Origin of the sequence: Leucobacter luti (assembly GCF_050310065.1) — a bacterium.
Taxonomy (GTDB): Bacteria; Actinomycetota; Actinomycetes; order Actinomycetales; family Microbacteriaceae; genus Leucobacter; species Leucobacter luti_B.
Genome location: NZ_CP190007.1, coordinates 1,138,143 through 1,157,403, shown reverse-complemented (window position 1 = coordinate 1,157,403; position 19,261 = coordinate 1,138,143). Strand labels below are relative to the sequence as shown.

Below are 19,261 nucleotides of genomic sequence, written 5' to 3'. Positions count from 1 at the left end.
TAGCGATTTCGGTTCGTAAGCGGCCGCTTACGAACCGAAATCGCTAACAACCGCCGAGCCCCCTAGGCGTCGACGATCGCGTAGACGCGGGAGGGGCTGCCTCCGCCGCCCACGATGGGGAGCGGCGCGACCACGATCACGGCGCCCGTCGCGGGCAGCTGCGCGAGGTTCTGCAGCGAGGTGATCCCGTACTTGTCGTTGCCGAGCAGGTGGTAGTGCGCGGCGAACGGTGGGTCGAGCTCCGCCCCGCGCCCCGCGTCGATGCCGACCGTCTCGACGCCGATGCCCGAGATCTTCGTCTCCTCGGCCAACCACTTCGCCGTCTCGGCCATCATGCCGGGGGTGTGGGATCCGGTGTCGTCGGCGTTAAGGAACGCCTCCTTGTCGTCCGAGAAGCGGTCCCAGCCCGTGCGGAACAGCACCCAGCCGTTCTCGGGCAGCGAGCCGTGCTCGGCCTCCCACGCCTTGATGTCGTCGATCGACACGAGGTAGTCGGGGTTCTCGGCGACCTGCGCCGTGAAGTCGAGCACGACCGCGGGCCCCACGAGACGCGCGGGCGGGATGCTCGCGACGTCGAGGCCGTCCTTGCCACTGATCCAGTGCACGGGCGCGTCGATGTGGGTGCCGATGTGCTCGCCCGTGTGGATGTTGTTGTGCATCCAGAAGGGCCCGGGCTCGTTGTAGCGGCTCACCTCCTCGAGGCTGAAGTCGATGAGGTTCGCGAAGGGGTCAGGCAGGCGGAGCGTTGGGGTGTCCGCCGACAGGGTGTTCGTGAGGTCCACGATGCGGAGCCCGCCCGAGGCGAGCGCTGCGGCGAGTTCTGATGCGTTCATGATTCGATGTCTCCTCGTTGAGTGTTCGGATTCTGGGGAACTGCGAAGTGGTTCGGGACTGGGTGCGATCTATGCTGCGGGAACGGTGCGGCCCCCGATCCACCTCGTGTGGGTGTCATCGACCCGGTCCGCGTCCGTGAGCAGTTCGAGGCGGGGCCGGATCGCGTCGGTGCGGGCCGTGGGCGGCTTCCGCCGCCCCGCGCGATACTGGTTGATCCAGTCCGCAGCGTCTCCACGATATTCCTGATCAGCGGCCGCGTGAAGGGTCCAGTGGGGATTGTAGAGATGCGTTCGCCCGATGGCCACGAGATCGCAACGCCCGGCGATGAGCAGCGAGTTGACGTCGTCGTAGGAGGAGATCGCGCCGACCGCGACGACCGCGGCCCCCGCCTTCTCGGCGACCCGGTTCCGGATCTTGTCCGCGAACGGGGTCTGGTAGCTACGGCCGAACTGCGGCCGCTCCTCCTTCGCGATCTGGCCGGAGGAGACGTCGATCCCGTCGGCGCCGTGCGCGATGAACGCGGCGGCGATCTCGACGGCGTCGTCGTCCGTGTTGCCGCCGGGGATCCAGTCGTGCGCGGAGATGCGCACGAGCATAGGGCGCTCGGCCGGCCACGCCGCGCGCACCGCGTCGAAGACCTCGAGCGGGTAACGCAGGCGGTTTTCGAGGGATCCGCCGTACTCGTCGCCGCGCTGGTTCGAGACGGGCGACAGGAACGAGGAAATGAGGTAGCCGTGGGCGGCGTGCAGCTCGAGCAGGTCGAAGCCCGCCTCGGCGGCGCGCTTCGTCGCCTCGACATACTCGGCCTTGATCCGCTCGAGGTCCTCCTTCGTCGCCTCGCGCGGCGTCTGACTACCCGGTCCGTACGGGATCGCCGAGGGCGCGACGGTCTGCCAGTTGCCCGCCTCGAGCGGCTCGTCGATCCCCTCCCACATGAGCTTCGTCGAGCCCTTCCGGCCCGAGTGGCCGAGCTGGGCGCCGATTTTCGCGGTCGAGTTGGTGTGCACGAAGTCGACGATCCGCTTCCACGCGTCGCGCTGCTCGTCGGTGTAGAGGCCGGCGTCGGCCGGCGAGATCCGGCCGTCGGCCGACGGAGCGATCATCTCGGTCATGACGAGGCCTGCGCCGCCGATCGCCCGGCTGCCGAGGTGCACGAGGTGGTAGTCCCCCGCGACGCCGTCCTCGGCGGAGTACTGATCCATCGCCGAGACGAGGATCCGGTTCTTGAGCTCGAGTTCGCCGATCTTGTAGGGCTGGAACATCGCGGGCACGTCGTCGCCCGAGGTGCGGCCGGCGAAGTCGCGCTGCATGACCTCGGCGAAGCCGGGATCGCGCACGCCGAGGTTCTCGAAGGTGATGCGGCGCGAGCGCGTGAGCAGGTTGAAGGCGAACTGGAGCGGCTCCTGATCCGCGTATTGGCCGATGTTCTCGAACCACTCGAGCGAGGCCTGCGCCGCGCGCTGCAGGGAGAGCACGACGGGGCGCCGCTCCTCCTCGTAGGCCGCGAGCACGGCCGGCAAGTCGTCCGGCTGCTCGTGTAGGTTCGCGGCGAGCGCGAGCGCGTCCTCGAGGGCGAGCTTCGTGCCGGATCCGATCGAGAAGTGGGCCGTGTGCGCCGCGTCGCCGAGCAGCACGACGTTCTCGTGGCTCCACTTGTCGTTGCGCACCGTGTTGAACGTGATCCACTTCGAGTTGTTCGTGAGCAGCGTCGCGCCGTCGAGCTCGTCGGCGAAGATCTCCGCGAGCTTCGCGACCGACTCGTTGTCGCTCACGCCGGGCGGGAACGCCTTGCTCTCGCTCGCATCGAAGCCGGCGGCGCGCCACACGTCCTCGTGCATCTCCACGAGGAAGGTGCTCTCGGTCGCCGAGTACGGGTAGGCGTGCACCTGGATGATGCCCCACGGCGTGTGCTTCACGTGGAAGGTGAAGGCCTCGATCGCGCGGTCGAGCCCGAGCCAGATGAACTTCGAGCGGCGCGGGTCGAGCGAGGGGCCGAAGGACTCCGCGTAGTGCGGGCGGATTCGGGAGTTGATCCCGTCCGCCGCGATCACGAGGTCGTAGTCGCGCGAGAGCTCGTCGACGTCGGGCGCCTCCGTGCAGAAGTGGATCGTGACGCCGAGACTCATCGCGCGCTCCTGCAGGAGCAGGAGGAGCTCCTTGCGGCTCGTCGCGGCGAAGCCCTGGCCGCCGATCGTGATCTTCTCGCCCTTGAAGTGGACGTCGATGTCGCTCCACTGGGCGAAGCAGGCCTCCATGGCCGCGTAGGTCTCGGGATCCGCGTTCTCGATGCCGCCGAGCGTCTCGTCGCTGAACACGACGCCGAAGCCGAAGGTGTCGTCGTGCGCGTTGCGCTCCCAGATGGTGATCTCGTGGCTCGGGTCGAGCTTCTTGGCGAGCACGGAGAAGTAGAGGCCGGACGGCCCGCCTCCGATAACCGCAATCTTCTTTCCCATGCGCGTTCCTTTCTTACGGTGTGCTCCGCGCGTCCTCCGTTGGGCGGGCGGATTCTGTCTGGTGATCGGTGAAATTTATGGGCGGCCTGGGGCCCCCTGCGGGCTCCGGATCATGCCCTCCTGGGCGACGGTCGCGACGAGCTCGCCCGCCGCGGAGAAGAAGCGGCCGATGCTGAGGCCGCGCCCGCTCTGCACGCCGGCGCTCTCCTGCGCGTAGAGCAGCCACTCGTCGGCGCGGGCCGGCGCGTGGAACCACATGCTGTGGTCGAGGCTCGCCGTGACGAGGCCCGGCGAGCCCCACGCGAGCCCGAGGGCGCGCAGCGACGGCTCGAGGATCGTGTAGTCGCAGAGGTAGCTGAGCGCGATCTGCTGCGTGCGCGGCTCGGCCGGCAGCTCGTCGAAGGCCCGGATCCACACGGCCTGGTGCGGGGCGCGCTCGCCCTCGACTTCGAGGTAGAGGGGGCCGGGCACGTGGCGCATGTCGAAGCTGCGGCCGCGCGCCCAGTAGTCGCCCGCCGCGGAGCCGTCGGCGCCGCGCCCCGCGAGATACGCCTCGGAACTCGGCAGCGACTCGGGATCCGGCACCTCGGGCATCGCCGGGGCGAACACGGGGCCGGGCTCCGGCACCTGGAACGACGCGGTCGTGAGGAACACGACCTTGTCGTTCTGGTAGCCGCGCACGTGCCGCGTCGAGTAGCCGCGGCCGTCGCGCAGCAGCTCGACCTCGTAGCGGACGGGCGCGCCGATCTCGACCGGGCGCAGGAAGGAGCTGTGCAGCGCGTGCAGCTCGCGGTCGTCGCCGACGGTCGCGATCGCGGCGGCTGCCGCCTGCGCGACCGAGTCACCGCCGTAGGCCTTCGGCCACGGCACGTACTGCGGGATCACCTCGAAGGCGCGGTCGAAGACGCTCGCCTCCACCTCGGTGAGCTCGATGGCCGCGAGGAAGCGCGCCGAGTCGGCCCGGTTCTCGCGCACGATGCCGCGATCCGGATCCTGATCCCGGTCCTGATCCGGACGCTCATTCTGCTCGGTCATGACCGCTCCTCCCCCTCGGGCGCGCCGGCCGGCGGCGTGAGGCGCATCGTGTTGCTGAGGGCGCCGATGCCCTCGATCGTGGTCGTGAGCGTCTCGCCGTCGCGCAGCCAGCGCTGCGGGCGGAGGCCGAGGCCGACGCCGCCCGGCGTGCCCGTGAGCACGATGTCGCCCGGGCCGAGCTCCGTGAACTGGGAGACGTAGGCGACGAGGTCGGCCGCGTCGAAGACGAGCTCGCGGGTGTTGCTCTCCTGCATGGTCTCGCCGTCGATCTCGCCGCGGATCGCGAGGCCGTCCTTCGGGGAGATCGCGTCGGCGGTGACGATTGCCGGCCCGATCGGGGTCGTGCGGTCCCACGCCTTGCCCTGGAACCACTGCAGCGTGCGCGCCTGCCAGTCGCGGCAGGAGACGTCGTTCGCGACGGTGTAGCCGAGGATCGCGGCCTCGGCGTCCGCCTTCGAGCCGCGGCGGATCCGCGAGCCGACGACGACCGCGAGCTCGGCCTCCCAGTCGACCTTCGCCGAGCCCTCGATCTCGATGTCCGCGAGCGGGTCGGTGATCGTGTCGGCGAACTTCGCGAAGAGCGTGGGGTACTCCGGGATGTCCCGGCCGGTCTCCACGATGTGGTCGTGGTAGTTCAGGCCGCAGCAGACGAGCTTCGCGGGGCGCAGGACCGGGGCCGCGAGGAGCGCGGTCGCGGCGTCGACGGTCTCGGTGTCGACGGTCGCGGCGTCGATCCCGGTTCCGGATCCGGATCCGGATCCCGCCCCCGCCGCTGCCGCGAGCGCCGCCTCGGCGCGCTCCCGCCAGCCGGGGTCGGCGATGAGCTCGCCGACGTCCGCGGCATCGAGCAGGGTCCAGCTCGCCGCGTGTTCGTTCTCGCGCACGGCCGCGCGGGTGCCGCCCGCCGTCGTGCGTATCGTCCCCAAGTGCATCGTTGCTCCCGTAGGTCGGTGGGGGTGTCGCTCCCCCGGGCCTCGTGCGAATCAATTTCGCCCGATTTCAGAAATAGTATGTCAGACTATTTACGAACGTCACAAGTACGAGATATTTTGATTTCGGATCTTGGATGGAAAAGCCCAGGCAACGGCCAAGAAGGAGACAAGGATGTCAGCACAGATCATCAACCCCCCGCAGCTCTGCAAGCCGATCGGCTTCGCGCACGGGGTCAAGGCGGGCCCGTTCGTCTACCTCGGCGGGCAGACCGCCCTCGACGCGGACTACCAGATCGTGCCTGGCGGCATCGTCGAGCAGTTCGTGCAGGCCTTCGGCAACGTGCTCGCGACCCTCGCGCACGCCGGCGGCAAGCCGAGCGACCTCGTCGACGTCACCATCTACCTGACCGACGTCGACGACTACCAGCGCAACGGCCGCGAGATCGGCAAGCGCTGGCGCGAGATGGCCGGAACCGAATACCCCGCGATGGCGGGCGTCGGCGTCACACAGCTGTGGCAGCCCGAGGCCCTCATCGAAATCCAGGGAGTCGCCTACATCGGCGGCGATACACAGGAGGAAGATTGACATGAATACCAACACGGAGCCCGTGAAGACGATCCTCGGCGAGCTCGACGAGCGGCTCGGGATCGAGTTCGTGCGGGTGAGCGCCGAGCAGGCCGTGGCAACGATGCCAGTGGCCGGGAACCGGCAGATCACCGGGTCGATGCACGGCGGGGCGTACTGCACGCTCGCCGAGACACTCGCCTCGCTCGCGGCGTGCGAGCACGCGGGCAACGGGCGCACGGCCGTCGGGCTCGACATCAGCGCGACGCACACGGGGCGCGCGGCGTCTGGCCGGGTCACTGCGAAGGCGCAGGCGATCAGGCTCGGCAGGACCGTCGCGGTCTACAACGTCGAGATCGACGACGAGGAGGGCCGTCGCGTCTCGACGGCCCGCGTCACCACGGTCCTCCGCGACGCCTGAGGCGCGCGCCCCCACCCACCCAGCCCCCTTGCCGGTTCTGAGCTCACTGTGTCTTTTATTGCGGATACACCGCACAGTGTGAGCAGAACCGGCAAGGGGGCGGCGGGGTATTGAGATACATCGGGTAGCTTAAGTGGGGGCGCGAGCGGCTCCGGCCTCCCCGCCCCGATGCCCTGAACACCGCGACGCGCAGACAGGCCCGCCCATGACCTCGAACACCTCCCGCACGCTCCTCGTCACGCTCCTTGGCGCCTTCGCGCGCCGCACGGGCGACTGGATGCCGATTAAGGGAATCGTGTCGCTCCTCGACGAGCTCGGGATCGACGAGTCGAGCACGCGCACGGGCGTCTCCCGCCTCAAGAAGCGCGGGTGGCTCACGCCCGAGAAGCAGTTCGGCAAGAGCGGCTACCGCCTCACGGATCTCGCGAAGGCGTCGCTCGAGGCGGGCGACACCTACATCTGGCACTCGCGCCAGCCCGCGGATCTCGCCGAGGGCTGGTGCATCGCGACGTTCTCGGTGCCCGAGCAGCAGCGCGCGAAGCGCCACCTGCTGCGATCCCGCCTCGCGTCCCTCGGCTTCGGCAACGTCGGGCAGGGTGTCTGGATCGCGCCCGCGCGGATGGCGCCGGAGGCGATCGCCGTGATCGACGGCCTCGAGCTCACCGACAATACCAACCTCCTCATCGGCAGGCACGCCGGCGGCCAGGATCTCACCCGCATGGCGAGGGAGAGCTGGGATCTCGACGGGATCGACGCCGGCTACCGCGAGTTCATCGCGCGCCACCGCCCCGGCTTCGAGCGCCTCGTGCGCGGCCACGGCGACGAGGTGCCGCCCCGCGACGCCTTCGTGCACTACGTGCGGGCGCTCGACGACTGGCGCGTGCTGCCGAAGCGTGACCCCGGGCTCCCCCGCGAGCTCCTGCAGAAGGACTGGGCCGGGGATCCGGCGACCGCCCTCATCGAGGAAATCGTCACCCGCCTGGAGGGCGCGGCCTTCTCCTTCGTGAAGGACGCGATCGCGGTCTGATCTGGGCTTACACCCCCACCAGGCCACAGCTGTATCACGATAATAAAACACTCTCTTGACGAACGTAACCGTTCTGAGCTAGAAATCATCTTGTCAGGGTCGACCGCGTGGTGTGCGAGCCGAAACTGGCGCGTCAGAGCATTTCAACCCAGGCCAGCGCGGGATCAACGTCGATCCGCAGGCCACAAAGAGAGGCCCAGCTCATGCGAAAGTCCTTTGTCATCCCCCTAGCAGTGGCCGCGGCCGGCGCGCTCGCGCTTACCGGTTGCGTCTCGTCGACGGGCGGTGGCGGCGACTCCGGATCCGACAAGCCGGCCGCCGGCGAGAAGGTCATCATCGGCGCGGTCATGGCCGAGACCGGCTTCATGTCCCCCTTCGACACCCCCGCGCTGAACGCGGCCAAGATCAAGGTCGACGAGCTCAACGAGAACGGCGGGATCGACGGCCAGGAGGTCGAGCTCAAGGTCATCGACAGCGGCTCCGACTTCGAGAAGTACGCGCCCGCGGCGCAGAGCCTCCTCGACGACGGCGCCAAGGTACTGCTCGTCACCTGCGACTACGACACGGCGGTGCCGGCATCGCAGGTCGCCGAGCAGAACAACGTGCTCAACATCGCCCCGTGCGTCGGCGACACGATCTACGGGCCGGCTGGCGGGCTGAACATCGGCTTCTCGATGGGCAACGCCGTGCCGGGCGAGGCCAGCATCATGGCCGAGTTCGCGGTCGAGAAGGGCTGGAAGAAGGCCGTCTTCGTGAAGGACGACTCGATCAAGTACACGCAGAACCAGTGCGAGACGGCGGCCAAGCGCTTCACCGAGCTCGGCGGCACCGAGATCGCGACCTACACGTTCAAGCAGGGCGACAGCATCAAGGAGACCGTCTCCAAGATCACGGGCGGCGAGGCCCCCGACGTCGTCTTCAACTGCAGCTACGGCGAGGGCGGCGGCAAGGCCGCGAAGGAGATCCGCGACGGCGGGATCACGACCCCGGTCGTCTCCGGCTTCGGCATGGACGGCACCTTCTGGCTCGGCGCGATCCCCAGCCTCACCGACTACTACATCGTCTCCTACCCCTCGGTGTGGGGCGACGACAGCGACGCCAAGGTCAACGACGCCTCCGCGAAGTACGAGGAGGTCTACGGCGAGCGCCCGCAGAACGGCAGCATGACGACGGGCGACGCCACGATCGAGGCGATCAAGATCGCCTACGAGAAGGCCAAGTCCTGGGACGGCGACAAGCTCGCGGGCGAGTTCCTGAAGTTCAAGGACGTCCCGCTCCTCGTCGGCCCGACGAGCTTCTCCGACGAGCTCCACGTGAACGTCGAGCGCCCGATGCGCGTGCTCCAGGTTAAGGACGGCGGCCTCGCCTGGGTCGAGACCCGCTCGCCCGAGAAGGTCCTGCTCTAGGCGATCCCGGACGATGACCGTGCTCACCGACACTCCCCCAGCGGGCGCGGGCGGCCCTGATGCCGCCCGCGCCCTGCGGGGGGACTCCATCTCCCGCTCCTACAGCGGCGTGCGCGCCCTCGAGGACGTCACGATCGAGATCCCGCGCGGCCGCGTGACGGGACTCATCGGCGCCAACGGTGCGGGCAAGTCGACGCTCGTCAACATTCTGACGGGCTACGACCTCCCAGATTCCGGATCCGTCACGGTCGACGGCGAGGACATCACCCGGGTGCGCCCGGAACGGCGGGCGCGGCACGGCGTCGCCCGCACGTTCCAGCACGGCCACCTCTTCAGCCGCTGCTCGGTGCTCGAGAACGTCGAGGTCACGGCGCTCGCCTGCGGCGCCGGCCGCAAGCGCTCGCGCGAGCTGGCCCTCGAGCTGCTCGAAGAACTGCAGCTCACCGAGTGGATGCTGCACGACGCGGATCGCCTGCCGCACGGCGTCGAGCGCAGGCTCGGCGTGGCGCGCGCGCTCGCGACGCGGCCGAGCTTCGTGCTCCTCGACGAGCCGGCCGCCGGCCTCAACGACGGCGAGGCCGAGCAGTTGAGCGAGACGATGCGCACGGTCGCGGCGCGCGACGTCGGGATCCTGCTCATCGACCACAACATGCCGCTCATCTTCTCGAGCTGCGATGACATCTTCGTGCTCGGCGCGGGCAAGAACGTGCTCGACGGCACGCCGGACGAGGTGCGCCACGACGAGCGCCTCGCGAGCACCTACCTCGGCAGCGCCGCACAGCAGATCGCGGAAGGGGCAGTCTAATGACGGGCACGCATCACAAGTCCTCCGCCGAGACGCTCCCCTCGGCCGCTCCGCTCCTCACGGTCGAGGACCTCCGCGTCTCCTACCGAGGGATCTCCGCCGTCTCCGGCGTCTCCTTCACGGTGGACGAGGGCGAACTCGTCGGCATCATCGGCCCAAACGGGGCCGGCAAGTCCTCCACGATGCACGCGCTCGTCGGTGCGGTGCGCTCGAGCTCCGAGCGGCTCGACTTCGACGGGAGGAGCCTGCAGGGCGTGTCGACGGAGCGCATCGCGCGATCCGGGATCGCCCTCGTGCAGGAGGGCCACAACGTCTTCAGGCAGCTGACGGTCGCGGAGAATCTGCGCCTCGGCTCGACCGCGCGGCGGAGCCCGAAGGGCCTCGACGACGACCTGGCCTGGGTGCACTCGCTGTTCCCGATCCTCGAGGAGTTCGCCGGCAGGCAGGCCGGACTCCTCTCGGGCGGGCAGCAGCAGCAGCTCGCGATCGGCCGCGCGCTGCTCGCGGCCCCGCGCCTGCTCGCGCTCGACGAGCCCTCGCTCGGGCTCTCCCCGACCTCGGTCGACACGGTGTTCGCGTCGATCCAGAGCATTCGCGAGCGCGGCACCGCCGTGCTCCTCGTCGAGCAGCGCGCGCAGCAGACGGTCGCCGCCGCCGACCGCACCTACGTCCTCAGCGAGGGGAAGATCACCATGACGCTCGGTCCGGCTGACGCGCAGGATTCCGCGCTCCTCATGAAGGCGTACCTCGGCTCGTGAACATCATCCAAGCACTCATCGACGCGACCTCGACTGGCGCGGTCTACGCGCTCGCTGCGCTCGGCATCGGGCTCGTCTTCGGGGTCATGCGCCTCGCGAACTTCGCGAACGGCGAGCTCATCACGGCGGCCGGCTACGCGCTCATCATCCTGTGGCCGATCTCCTGGCCGCTCGCCCTCGTCGCGGCCGTCGTGGTCGCGGTCGCCCTGGCGCTCGTGATGGACGCGGCGGTCTTCCGCTGGATCCGCTCGCAGCCGCCCGCCACGCTCCTCATCGCGAGCTTCGGCCTCAGCATCCTGCTGCAGCGGATCTACGACGGCGTGTTCGGCACGAACGTGCTCTCCGCGGCCGTCGCCCCGCAGCTCGCCGCCTCGATCCGGATCGGCGACCTCAGGATCAACCTCATCTCGATCGTGTCGATCGCGCTCGGGGCCGTGCTGCTGATCGCGGTGCGCCTCTTCCTCTCGAAGTCGCGCATGGGCCTCCAGGTGCAGGCCGCGTCCGAGGACTTCCGCGCCGCGCGCGTGCTCGGGATCCGGGCCAGCGTCGTGATCGCGCTGACGTTCTCGATCAGCGGCGTGCTCGCCGCGGCGATCGCGTTCGTGCTCACCGCCCAGTCGGGCGGCGTCGGGCCAACGTTCGGCGTGCAGGTGACGCTCTTCGCCCTGATCGGCTCCGCGATCGGCGGCCTCGGCAAGCTCGGGGGCAGCGTCTTCGGCGGCTTCCTCATCGGCTTCGCGCTGTCCCTCTTCACGAGCTGGCTGCCCGCGTGGATCAACGACTTCCGGATCGCGTTCGTCTACCTCCTCGTGGCCGTCGTGCTCGTCATCGCCCCCAACGGCATCTTCGCCGGCCGTCTCGCCAAGGAGCGCACATGATCACCAGGCCGATCCAGCTGCCGAGCCGCGCCGGCGGCATCGGGGTGCCCGAACCCGCCGCGCGGATCTGGACCCTCGTGGTCCCCATCCTCGTCGTCTGGCTCGTCTCGCTCGGCGCGAGCTTCCTCTCGAAGACCGCGGCGATCGACATGGGCTACGCGCTCGCGAACCTCATCATCGTGGTCGCCATGTGGACGTTCATCGGCAACAGCGGCGTGCTCTCCTTCGGTCACATCGCCTTCGTCGCGGTGGGCGCGTGGACGATCTCCCTGCTCACGATCCCGCCGACGATCAAGTCGGCGATCATGCCGGACCTCTTCCCGTTCCTGAAGGACGCGAGCGCTCCCCCGTTCCTCGCGCTCATCATCGCGGCGCTCGTCGCGGGCCTCGTCGCCCTGCTGAGCGGCCTCGCCCTCATGCGACTCAACGGGCTCGAGGCCGGCATCGCGACGTTCGCGCTCCTCATGCTCGTCGTGCAGATCCTGACCTACTGGAAGCAGATCGGCCCGAAGGCCGGCCAGTCGATGACGGGGCTCCCCCGCAGCTTCGACCTGCAGACGATTCTGTACATCGCGCTCGCCGTGATCGCGCTCGCGTGGCTCTACGGCCGCAGCAGCAGCGCCCGCATGCTGCGCGCCTCGCGCGACAACATCCAGGCCGCGCCGGCGTCTGGCGTGCGGGTCACGTTCCACAGGCTCGTCGCGTTCACCGTCTCGGGCGCGCTCGCCGGGGTCGGCGGCGCCGTGTGGGTGCAGCTGAACGGCGTCGCGCAGGCCTCGCAGTTCTCCCTCGACTTCACGTTCACGACGATCGCGATGCTCGTGGTCGGCGGCATGCTCTCGCTCTGGGGCGCGGTCGTCGGCGCGCTCGCGATCTCGGTCCTCAGCCACCTCCTCGGGCTCCTCGAAAAGGGGCTCACGATCGGCGATTTCGTGGTTTCACTGCCGTCTGGCAGCCGCCTCATCATCCTGGGTGCGATCATGGTGGTGATCCTGATCTTCAGGCCGTCCGGCATCACGGGCGGGCGAGAGGCGACGTGGCCGTTCAAGCCCAGGATCGCGGGCGCCACCAGCGCCCTGAGCACCCCGAGCGCCCCCGCGCACGCAGCGGAACCGCCTCACGCCGGCCCGAATCCGGTGGCCGCTGATCCGGGATCCGAATAATTCATATCAATTGTGTGACGCTCGCGCTTTCTTTGATATATTCGTAGCACGAACCACGATTTCGCGCGTCAATGACGACATGGAAGGGCTGGGAACATGGCTGAACGGTCGTTTGTCAACGAGGTCAAACTGCTGCGATCCGGTGCGGGCACGCCGCTGCACGTGGAGGGCATCCTCGCGGTCACGAAGGCGCTCCTCGAATCCGGGGTCGCCTACGTCGGCGGCTACCAGGGCGCACCGATCTCGCACCTGATGGACGTGCTCGGGGACGCGCACGACATCCTCGAGGAGCTCGACGTCTACTTCGAGAACTCCGCCTCGGAGGCCACCGCGGCGGCGATGCTCGCGGCCTCGGTGCACTACCCGCTCCGCGGCGCGGTCACCTTCAAGTCGACGGTGGGCCTCAACGTCGCCTCCGACGCCCTCGCGAACCTCGCGAGCGGCGGCGTGCAGGGCGGCGCCCTCGTGATCCTCGGCGAGGACTACGGCGAGGGATCCAGCATCATGCAAGAGCGCTCGCACGCCTTCGCGATGAAGTCGCAGATGTGGCTCCTGGATCCGCGCCCCAACATTTCGGCGATCGTGAGCGCCGTGAAGCACGGCTTCGCCCTCTCCGAGGCGAGCAACACCCCCGTGATGCTCGACCTGCGGCTGCGATCCTGCCACCTGCAGGGCTCGTTCGTCGCCGAGGACAACGTGCGCCCGCCCATGACGATCACCGAGGCCGTCGAGAACCCGCAGCGGGATCTCAGCCGCATCGTGCTGCCGCCCGCGAGCTTCCTGCACGAGCACGAGAAGGTGCACGCGCGCTGGCCCGCGGCCGTCGAGTACATCCGCAAGCACCAGCTCAACGAGTTCTTCGACGGCGACGTCGACGACATCGGGATCATCGTGCAGGGCGGACTCTACAACACGCTCAACCGGGCGCTCGAGCTCGTCGGCTGCTCCGACGCCTACGGCAACACGCGCGTGCCGCAGTACGTCATGAACGTGACCTACCCCGTCGTCGACGAGGAGGTGCTCGAGTTCTGCGAGGGCAAGAAGGCCGTGCTGCTGCTCGAGGAGGGCCAGCCCGACTACCTCGAGCAGAACATCAACTCGATCCTGCGCAAGGCGGGCTCGAGCACGATCCTGCACGGAAAAGACCTGCTCCCGATGGGCGGCGAGTACACGACCCAGGTCGTCACGCAGGGGCTCACGAAGTTCCTCGAGCAGTACGATCCGCAGCTCATGGAGACGAAGCCCTCGCTGCTCCTGCCCGCCGAGAATCCCGCGAGCCCGTTCGCGCCGCGCGTCGACGCGGCGCAGGTGCAGGCCCGCCCGCCGGGGCTCTGCACCGGCTGCCCCGAGCGACCCATCTTCGCGGCGATGAAGCTCGCCGAGAAGGAGGTCGGCATGGAGCACCACGTCAGCATGGACATCGGCTGCCACCTGTTCGGGATCAACGAGCCGTTCAACCTCGGCGGCACGACGATGGGCTACGGGCTCGGCTCCGCCGGCGCGGCCGCGCTCAACCCGAAGGAGGCCGACCGCTCGACGATCGGCGTCATGGGCGACGGCGGCTTCTGGCACAACGGCCTCACGAGCGGCGTCGGCAACGCCGTCTTCAACAAGAACGACCAGGTGCTCGTCGTCGTCGACAACTCGTACGCCGCCGCGACGGGTGGCCAGGACGTGCTCTCGTCGTACGGGCAGGCGGAGACGCCGGGCCGCTCCTCGCGCAACCCGATCGAGCGCGCCGTGCGCGGCGTGGGGGTGAAGTGGGCGAAGACCATGACGCACACCTACGACGTCGCGAAGCTCAAGAAGATCTTCGTCGAGGCCTTCACCACGAAGACCGAGGGCCCGAAGGTCGTGATCGCGCAGAGCGAGTGCCAGCTGAACCGGCAGCGCCGCGTCAAGCCGCAGCAGGCGAAGGCCGCTGCCGAGGGCAAACGGGTCGTGCGGCAGCGCTTCGGCGTCGACGCCGACACCTGCACGGGCGACCACGCGTGCATCCGGATCTCCGGCTGCCCCTCGCTCACGCTGAAGGAGAACCCGGATCCCATGCGCACCGACCCGGTCGCGACCGTGATCGACAGTTGCGTCGGCTGCGGCGTGTGCGGCGCGAACGCCCACGCGGCGTCGCTCTGCCCGTCGTTCTACCGCACCGACGTCGTGATCAACCCGACCCTCGGCGACCGCGCCCTCGGCAAGATCCGCTCCGCGTGGATCTCCATGCTCTCCGCGCCCGTCGAGCGCCGCGCAGGCAAGTACGAGGTGGCCGCATGAGCACGTGGGAGGCCGGCCGCAGACCCATCACGATCGCGATCCTCGCCATGGGCGGCGAGGGCGGCGGCGTGCTCGCCGACTGGATCGTCGCCCTCGGCGAGGACTCCGGGTACATCACGCAGAGCACCTCGGTCGCGGGCGTCGCCCAGCGCACGGGCGCGACCGTGTACTACGTCGAGCTCTTCCCGCGCAGTGACGCGGAGGGTGCGACGGAGGCGCGGCCGGAGCCGATCCTGAGCCTCTTCCCCACCCCGGGGCAGGTCGACGTGGTCATCGCGTCGGAGCTCATGGAGGCGGGGCGGGCGCTGCAGCGCGGCTTCTGCACCCCCGACCGCACGACGCTCATCGCCTCGACGAACCGCGTCTACGCGATCACGGAGAAGATCGCGCTCGGCGACGGCCGCGTCGACGAGGAGAGCCTCATCGGCTCGGCGCGCGCAGGTTCGAAGCGCCTGATCGCCACTGACTTCAGCGCGCTCGCCGCGCAGGCGGGCAGCGTCATCTCGTCCTCGCTCTTCGGGGCGCTCGCCGGATCCGGGGCGCTCCCGATCCCGCGCGAAGCCTTCGAGGAGGCGCTGCGCCGCTCGGGCAAGGCCGTCGAGCGCTCGCTCAAGGCCTTCGGCCTCGGCTTCGACGCCGCAGAGATCGCTGCGCGTGAGGAGGCGGAGCTCGCCGCGGCGGCGGCCGCTGGCGAAGCCGGGGCCGGGCAGCCTTCCGGGCTCGGGCCCGTACGCGTCACGATCGGGCGGCGACGCCCGAAGAGCCCGGAGGAGGAGGCCGCCGAGGCGGCCGAGAAGCGCCACCGCGAGCTCGCGACGGCGGATCCGCGCCAGCTCGTCGGCCCAGCGATCGCCGACCGCATGCCCCGCGTCGCCGCCTTCGCGGAGCCGGCGCGCTCGATGGTGGTGCACGGCTGCGTGCGCACGGCCGTCTACCAGGGCCCCGCGTACACGGACCTCTTCCTCGACCGCGCCGAGCGCGTGATCCCGTTCGACGCCGGCCGCGGCGAGGACGATCCCGCCGTGCTCTCTGTGGAGGTCGCGCGGCACGTCGCCCTCTGGATGTCGTACCAGGACACGGTGCACGTCGCGCTCCAGAAGCTGCGCAAGCGCCGCATCGAGGGCGTGCGCGTCGAGGCGAAGGCCGATTCGGGGCAGCTCACCCAGGTCAGGGAGTTTCTGCACCCGCAGGTCGACGAGATCACCGACACGCTGCCGACCGGCCTCGGCCGCGCGCTCTCCCGCTCGAAGCTCTTCGCGAAGGTCGTGGGCAAGGTCACCCGGGACGGCATGATCGTCAACACCACCTCCGTCTTCGGCTTCAGCATGCTGTGGTTCATGGCGTCGATGCGGCCGATGCGGCCCCGCTCACTCCGCTACGGCCGCGAGCAGGAGGCGATCGACGCCTGGCTCGACCGGATCGTGCGGGTCGCCCCAGGCGACTACGAGCTCGCGTGCGAGATCGCGAAGTGCGCGGCAGTCCTGAAGGGATACGGCGCGACGCACGCGCACGGCTCCGAGAGCTTCGCGATCCTGATGGGAGCCGCCGACGAGCTCGCCGCCGGGGGTGGTCGTTCTGCTTCTGCCGCCGCCGCTTCTGCCGGTGCCGCTTCTGCTGGCCCCGAGCTTGCGCGCCTCCGCAAGGCCGCTCTCGCCGACGAGGACGGCACCGCCCTCGCCAAGGCGATCGCGGCCCGCGGCCTCCGCCCCGCCGCCTGAGCGCCCCGGCCGCCCGTGTTGAGTTGACCCAAACTGACGCAAAACGGCGATTAGGCGCCACTTTGCGTCAACTCAGAGCGCGCCCGGGCCGCCACCCCGGGTTGAGTTGACCCAAACTGACACAAAACGGCGATTAGGCGCCACTTTGCGTCAACTCAAAGCGCGCCCGGGCCGCCACCCCGGGTTGAGTTGACCCAAACTGACACAAAACGGCGTTTAGGCGTCAGTTTGGGTCAACTCAAAGACGGGCGCGGGCGCAGGCGCAGGGCGGCGCGGCCCTACCCGCGGAGCTCCGAGGGGAGGACGCCGAAGCGCTCCAGGAAGTACTGCGCGAAGCGGCCCGTGTGCGGGATCCCGACCTCGGCCGCCACCGCGGCGACCGTGCACTCTCCCCCGGCGGCCGGATCCCCGTCGCGCAGCAGCGCCCAGGCGTGATCGAGGCGGACGTCGCGGAGGTACTCCTGCGCGGTGCGGCCGAGGTGCGCCTGGAAGCTGAGTTGCAGCTGCCTGGTCCCGATCCCGACCACCTCGCCAAGTTGCGAGATGGAGATCGGCTCGGCGAGGTGCCGCCGCAGGTGCCGCACCGCCTGCACCAGGTAGGCGGGCGGCCGCGCCCACTCGGCGAGCTCCGCCCCGCGGTAGTTCGTGAAGGGCGCCATTCCGATCGCGAGGCTGTCCAGGAGTTTTGCGGGGTCCGCGGCCGGGTGCCTCGCGAACTCGAGCCAGGCACGCCTGAGCGCGGGCCCCGCGCCGATCGGGATCGGCCGCTTCTGCGCCAAGTCGAGGGCGAACTCGCGCTGCTCGCCGAAGGTGTCGGCGAGCATGCCCGTGAGCGCGGACACCGGGACCGCGCCGACGAGCGCCCCCGCGACAGGATCCGGCAGCATCGTCGTGTCGGAGATCCCGGAGAGAGCGAAGGGCGTCACCATCGTCGTGGAGTGCCCGGCCACCCGCACCCGCATGGGCCCGAGCGGCACGACCACGACGAGCTGGTCGCGGGTGGGAGGCGCGAGCACGCTCACCGGCATCGCGTACGCCACGAAGACGAGCGACAGCTCGTCGATCCGGAGCCCGTTGACGACGCCCCGCAGCGAGTGCGCGGGCGCCAGTCCCCCGGAAGAGCCGGAGACCCCGGATCCGGATCCGGCCCCGGATCCGGCCCCGACCACCTCGTGCCCGTACCCGGTGAGGCCGTCGACGGCATCCCGGAGCTTCCCCGCCTGCGCGGCGCGCACGACGGGGAAGTCCGAGAGGGGCGGGAGTCCCACGAGCGATTCGGTCAGACGCGCGGCTTGCGCACGCCCATCCGCTCCAGGATCGGCATGACCTCGCGGCCGAACTGGGTGACCTCGCCCGTGTAGTCGACGAAGGCGAGGGTCATGCCGTCGAAGCCGGCGTCGCTCACGGCGCGGATCTGCTCGGCGACGTCCTCGGGGGTGCCGACGAGCGGGAGGGATCCGTGCCCCGAGGCGAAGCGCGAGCGCATCGTCTCGAGCATCTCCGGGGTGAAGGACTGCGCGTGCAGGCCCTGCAGCGACATGAGGTAGTCGACCGCGCCCCAGTCGGCGTTCTCCTCCGCGTAGTAGGCGAGGTAGTCCTCGGCCTCAGATCGCGTCGGCCGGCAGACGACGTGGCTGAGGGTCAGCACCCCGACGTTGCGGTTGTAGTTCGCCCGGGCGCTCTCCTTCATCGCGGCCGCGATCCCCTTGCCGGTCTCGGCGTCCGGGATGATCGTGAACGCGAAGTCCGAGTAGTGTGCCGCGAAGTCGCGGCCCTGCTCCGAGGAGCCCGCGTTCAGGATCGGCACGCGCCCACCCTGCGGCTTCGGCTCCGACTCGCTGTCCTTGAGCTGGTAGAACTTGCCGTCGTACTGGAACTTCGCCTCCGCGCCCCACGCCTTGTCGATGATGTCGAGCCACTCGGCGGCGAAGCCGTAGCGGTCGTCGTGCGCCTCGGGCATCGGGGCGCCGAGCGCCTCGTACTCGGGCAGATTCCAGCCGGCGACCACGTTGAGGCCGGCGCGCCCGCCGCCGCCCATCTGGTCGATCGTGGCCATCTGCTTCGCGACGACCATCGGGTTGTTGAATGCGGTGTGGATCGTCGAGAAGACATTGATTCGCTTCGTGCTGGCGATGAGGCCAGCGGCCCAGGCGATCGGGTCGAGCACGGAACCGTGGAAGTTCGTGTCGCCCTTGTACCCGATGAAGCGCGCGATCGGGAGGAGGAAGTCGATGCCGGCGGCCTCGGCGGCCTTCGCGAGGGCCAGGTTGTCTTCCCAGCTCGCGCTCCAGCGCTCCGGGATTTTCGTCACCGCGAGACCGCCTGAGCAGTTCGGCGAGAAGAGCCCGAGTTTGAAATCTTCGCCATTGAGGATGTCGCGTGTCATGATGCTCGATTCTGTTGTGGGTGGGTTACTGCGGTCGGTCGCCCGACCATCAGGTCGTGGTCGCCGATCGGGATCCGCTGGTAGAGGACGCAGTCGAAGCGCGTCGTCACCTCGGGGAACACCGGATCGCCGTGCTCGTTGAGTGCGTAGTCGAGGCCCGCGAACTTGTCGCCGCCGCGGCGCGCGAGCGCGGCGATGAGCGGGTGCGACATCGGGTCGTCCGTGGGCGGCAGCACGTGGAGGGCGTAGGACCTCGCATCGCGCCAGTCGACGATCGAGGTTGAACCGTGGTCGACGGCCCAGCTGATGAGCTGCGGCTCGAGCGAGATGGATGCGAACGAGTTGCACACGAGCCCGATGGGTCGCCGATCCTCCCCGGTGGCGGTCACCAGGCAGATTCCGGTTCGCCACTCACGCATGGCGGACTTGAACGCTTCCTGCATCTTGTCCCCTTCTCGCGACGCTGATTGAAGGTTTGAGACAAGCGTGCACCCGAGGAGACCGGGAGCGCTATCCGAAATGCGAAGTTTGTGGCCTCTGTACAGGTATTCGGGGGAACGAAAAGGGGCGCGGCGCGCACATGCGCCGCGCCCCCAGGGGGAATCGGGT

At 69.4% G+C, this 19,261-nt stretch carries 17 protein-coding genes; 10 read left to right on the top strand and 7 right to left on the bottom strand.

Translation table 11 applies throughout. From position 1 onward, the window contains the following. Positions 1-62: 62 nt before the first annotated feature. The 4 genes from ACOPJ3_RS05255 to ACOPJ3_RS05240 all read right to left on the bottom strand — a co-directional run bounded on the left by ACOPJ3_RS05255 (position 63) and on the right by ACOPJ3_RS05240 (position 5,254). On the bottom strand, positions 63-833 hold the full coding sequence (locus tag ACOPJ3_RS05255) for a cyclase family protein (RefSeq protein WP_427870785.1): 771 nt from the start codon (positions 831-833) through the stop codon (positions 63-65). Between the two features lie 69 nt (positions 834-902). Then, positions 903-3,287, bottom strand: a complete 2,385-nt coding sequence (locus ACOPJ3_RS05250; RefSeq protein WP_427870784.1) for a bifunctional salicylyl-CoA 5-hydroxylase/oxidoreductase — start codon at positions 3,285-3,287, stop codon at positions 903-905. 75 nt (positions 3,288-3,362) lie between these two features. Continuing rightward, positions 3,363-4,322 (bottom strand): acyl-CoA thioesterase, encoded by a 960-nt coding sequence (locus ACOPJ3_RS05245; protein WP_427870783.1) that lies wholly within the window; start codon positions 4,320-4,322, stop codon positions 3,363-3,365. After that, on the bottom strand, positions 4,319-5,254 hold the full coding sequence (locus ACOPJ3_RS05240; protein WP_427870782.1) for a fumarylacetoacetate hydrolase family protein: 936 nt from the start codon (positions 5,252-5,254) through the stop codon (positions 4,319-4,321). Before ACOPJ3_RS05240 ends, ACOPJ3_RS05245 begins: the two co-directional genes overlap by 4 nt. Before the next feature lie 172 nt (positions 5,255-5,426). On the opposite strand from ACOPJ3_RS05240, the gene ACOPJ3_RS05235 reads away from it, so the two are divergent. From ACOPJ3_RS05235 to ACOPJ3_RS05190, 10 genes are all read left to right on the top strand, one after another. Further along, positions 5,427-5,840 carry a RidA family protein gene (locus ACOPJ3_RS05235; protein ID WP_427870781.1) on the top strand — a complete coding sequence of 138 codons (414 nt, stop codon included), beginning with the start codon at positions 5,427-5,429 and terminating at the stop codon, positions 5,838-5,840. Position 5,841: 1 nt separating this feature from the next. Beyond that, complete coding sequence (locus ACOPJ3_RS05230) at positions 5,842-6,240, top strand: PaaI family thioesterase (protein ID WP_427870780.1); 399 nt, start codon at positions 5,842-5,844, stop codon at positions 6,238-6,240. A gap of 205 nt (positions 6,241-6,445) precedes the next feature. Further along, the gene (locus ACOPJ3_RS05225) at positions 6,446-7,267 is read left to right on the top strand and encodes a PaaX family transcriptional regulator (protein ID WP_427870779.1); all 822 of its coding nucleotides are present in this window, start codon (positions 6,446-6,448) and stop codon (positions 7,265-7,267) included. A gap of 203 nt (positions 7,268-7,470) precedes the next feature. Beyond that, positions 7,471-8,673 carry an ABC transporter substrate-binding protein gene (locus tag ACOPJ3_RS05220; protein WP_427870778.1) on the top strand — a complete coding sequence of 401 codons (1,203 nt, stop codon included), beginning with the start codon at positions 7,471-7,473 and terminating at the stop codon, positions 8,671-8,673. A 13-nt stretch (positions 8,674-8,686) separates the two neighbouring features. Continuing rightward, positions 8,687-9,478, top strand: coding sequence for an ABC transporter ATP-binding protein (locus tag ACOPJ3_RS05215; protein WP_427870777.1), 792 nt, complete (start codon positions 8,687-8,689; stop codon positions 9,476-9,478). After that, positions 9,478-10,236, top strand: a complete 759-nt coding sequence (locus ACOPJ3_RS05210) for an ABC transporter ATP-binding protein (RefSeq protein ID WP_427870776.1) — start codon at positions 9,478-9,480, stop codon at positions 10,234-10,236. Before ACOPJ3_RS05215 ends, ACOPJ3_RS05210 begins: the two co-directional genes overlap by 1 nt. Then, on the top strand, positions 10,233-11,114 hold the full coding sequence (locus ACOPJ3_RS05205; protein WP_427870775.1) for a branched-chain amino acid ABC transporter permease: 882 nt from the start codon (positions 10,233-10,235) through the stop codon (positions 11,112-11,114). The genes ACOPJ3_RS05210 and ACOPJ3_RS05205 overlap by 4 nt, the downstream gene beginning before the upstream one ends. After that, positions 11,111-12,277: a branched-chain amino acid ABC transporter permease gene (locus ACOPJ3_RS05200; RefSeq protein ID WP_427870774.1), complete on the top strand. Its 1,167-nt coding sequence runs from the start codon at positions 11,111-11,113 to the stop codon at positions 12,275-12,277. The genes ACOPJ3_RS05205 and ACOPJ3_RS05200 overlap by 4 nt, the downstream gene beginning before the upstream one ends. Before the next feature lie 96 nt (positions 12,278-12,373). After that, positions 12,374-14,548 carry a thiamine pyrophosphate-dependent enzyme gene (locus ACOPJ3_RS05195; RefSeq protein WP_427870773.1) on the top strand — a complete coding sequence of 725 codons (2,175 nt, stop codon included), beginning with the start codon at positions 12,374-12,376 and terminating at the stop codon, positions 14,546-14,548. Then, positions 14,545-16,266: an indolepyruvate oxidoreductase subunit beta family protein gene (locus ACOPJ3_RS05190; RefSeq protein WP_427870772.1), complete on the top strand. Its 1,722-nt coding sequence runs from the start codon at positions 14,545-14,547 to the stop codon at positions 16,264-16,266. The genes ACOPJ3_RS05195 and ACOPJ3_RS05190 overlap by 4 nt, the downstream gene beginning before the upstream one ends. A gap of 278 nt (positions 16,267-16,544) precedes the next feature. Here the strand turns inward: ACOPJ3_RS05190 and ACOPJ3_RS05185 are convergent, their stop codons facing one another. Genes ACOPJ3_RS05185 through ACOPJ3_RS05175 form a run of 3 tightly spaced genes read right to left on the bottom strand, consistent with a single transcriptional unit; the run spans position 16,545 to position 19,071 of the window. After that, complete coding sequence (locus tag ACOPJ3_RS05185; protein WP_427870771.1) at positions 16,545-17,534, bottom strand: helix-turn-helix transcriptional regulator; 990 nt, start codon at positions 17,532-17,534, stop codon at positions 16,545-16,547. A gap of 11 nt (positions 17,535-17,545) precedes the next feature. Continuing rightward, a complete protein-coding gene (locus tag ACOPJ3_RS05180) occupies positions 17,546-18,652 on the bottom strand; it encodes an LLM class flavin-dependent oxidoreductase (RefSeq protein ID WP_427870770.1) in 1,107 nt (368 codons plus the stop codon). Beyond that, complete coding sequence (locus ACOPJ3_RS05175) at positions 18,649-19,071, bottom strand: flavin reductase family protein (RefSeq protein WP_427871174.1); 423 nt, start codon at positions 19,069-19,071, stop codon at positions 18,649-18,651. Before ACOPJ3_RS05175 ends, ACOPJ3_RS05180 begins: the two co-directional genes overlap by 4 nt. Positions 19,072-19,261: the final 190 nt, after the last annotated feature.

What these genes read in the sequence shown, in the direction of transcription:
- ACOPJ3_RS05220 (WP_427870778.1), top strand. Translation starts at nt 7,471, where the DNA reads ATGCGAAAGTCCTTTGTCATCCCCCTAGCAGTGGCCGCGGCCGGCGCG.
- ACOPJ3_RS05230 (WP_427870780.1), top strand. Translation starts at nt 5,842, where the DNA reads ATGAATACCAACACGGAGCCCGTGAAGACGATCCTCGGCGAGCTCGAC.
- ACOPJ3_RS05190 (WP_427870772.1), top strand. Translation starts at nt 14,545, where the DNA reads ATGAGCACGTGGGAGGCCGGCCGCAGACCCATCACGATCGCGATCCTC.
- ACOPJ3_RS05225 (WP_427870779.1), top strand. Translation starts at nt 6,446, where the DNA reads ATGACCTCGAACACCTCCCGCACGCTCCTCGTCACGCTCCTTGGCGCC.
- ACOPJ3_RS05180 (WP_427870770.1), bottom strand. Translation starts at nt 18,652, where the DNA reads ATGACACGCGACATCCTCAATGGCGAAGATTTCAAACTCGGGCTCTTC.
- ACOPJ3_RS05255 (WP_427870785.1), bottom strand. Translation starts at nt 833, where the DNA reads ATGAACGCATCAGAACTCGCCGCAGCGCTCGCCTCGGGCGGGCTCCGC.
- ACOPJ3_RS05240 (WP_427870782.1), bottom strand. Translation starts at nt 5,254, where the DNA reads ATGCACTTGGGGACGATACGCACGACGGCGGGCGGCACCCGCGCGGCC.
- ACOPJ3_RS05175 (WP_427871174.1), bottom strand. Translation starts at nt 19,071, where the DNA reads ATGCGTGAGTGGCGAACCGGAATCTGCCTGGTGACCGCCACCGGGGAG.
- ACOPJ3_RS05215 (WP_427870777.1), top strand. Translation starts at nt 8,687, where the DNA reads ATGACCGTGCTCACCGACACTCCCCCAGCGGGCGCGGGCGGCCCTGAT.
- ACOPJ3_RS05235 (WP_427870781.1), top strand. Translation starts at nt 5,427, where the DNA reads ATGTCAGCACAGATCATCAACCCCCCGCAGCTCTGCAAGCCGATCGGC.
- ACOPJ3_RS05195 (WP_427870773.1), top strand. Translation starts at nt 12,374, where the DNA reads ATGGCTGAACGGTCGTTTGTCAACGAGGTCAAACTGCTGCGATCCGGT.
- ACOPJ3_RS05250 (WP_427870784.1), bottom strand. Translation starts at nt 3,287, where the DNA reads ATGGGAAAGAAGATTGCGGTTATCGGAGGCGGGCCGTCCGGCCTCTAC.
- ACOPJ3_RS05200 (WP_427870774.1), top strand. Translation starts at nt 11,111, where the DNA reads ATGATCACCAGGCCGATCCAGCTGCCGAGCCGCGCCGGCGGCATCGGG.
- ACOPJ3_RS05210 (WP_427870776.1), top strand. Translation starts at nt 9,478, where the DNA reads ATGACGGGCACGCATCACAAGTCCTCCGCCGAGACGCTCCCCTCGGCC.
- ACOPJ3_RS05245 (WP_427870783.1), bottom strand. Translation starts at nt 4,322, where the DNA reads ATGACCGAGCAGAATGAGCGTCCGGATCAGGACCGGGATCAGGATCCG.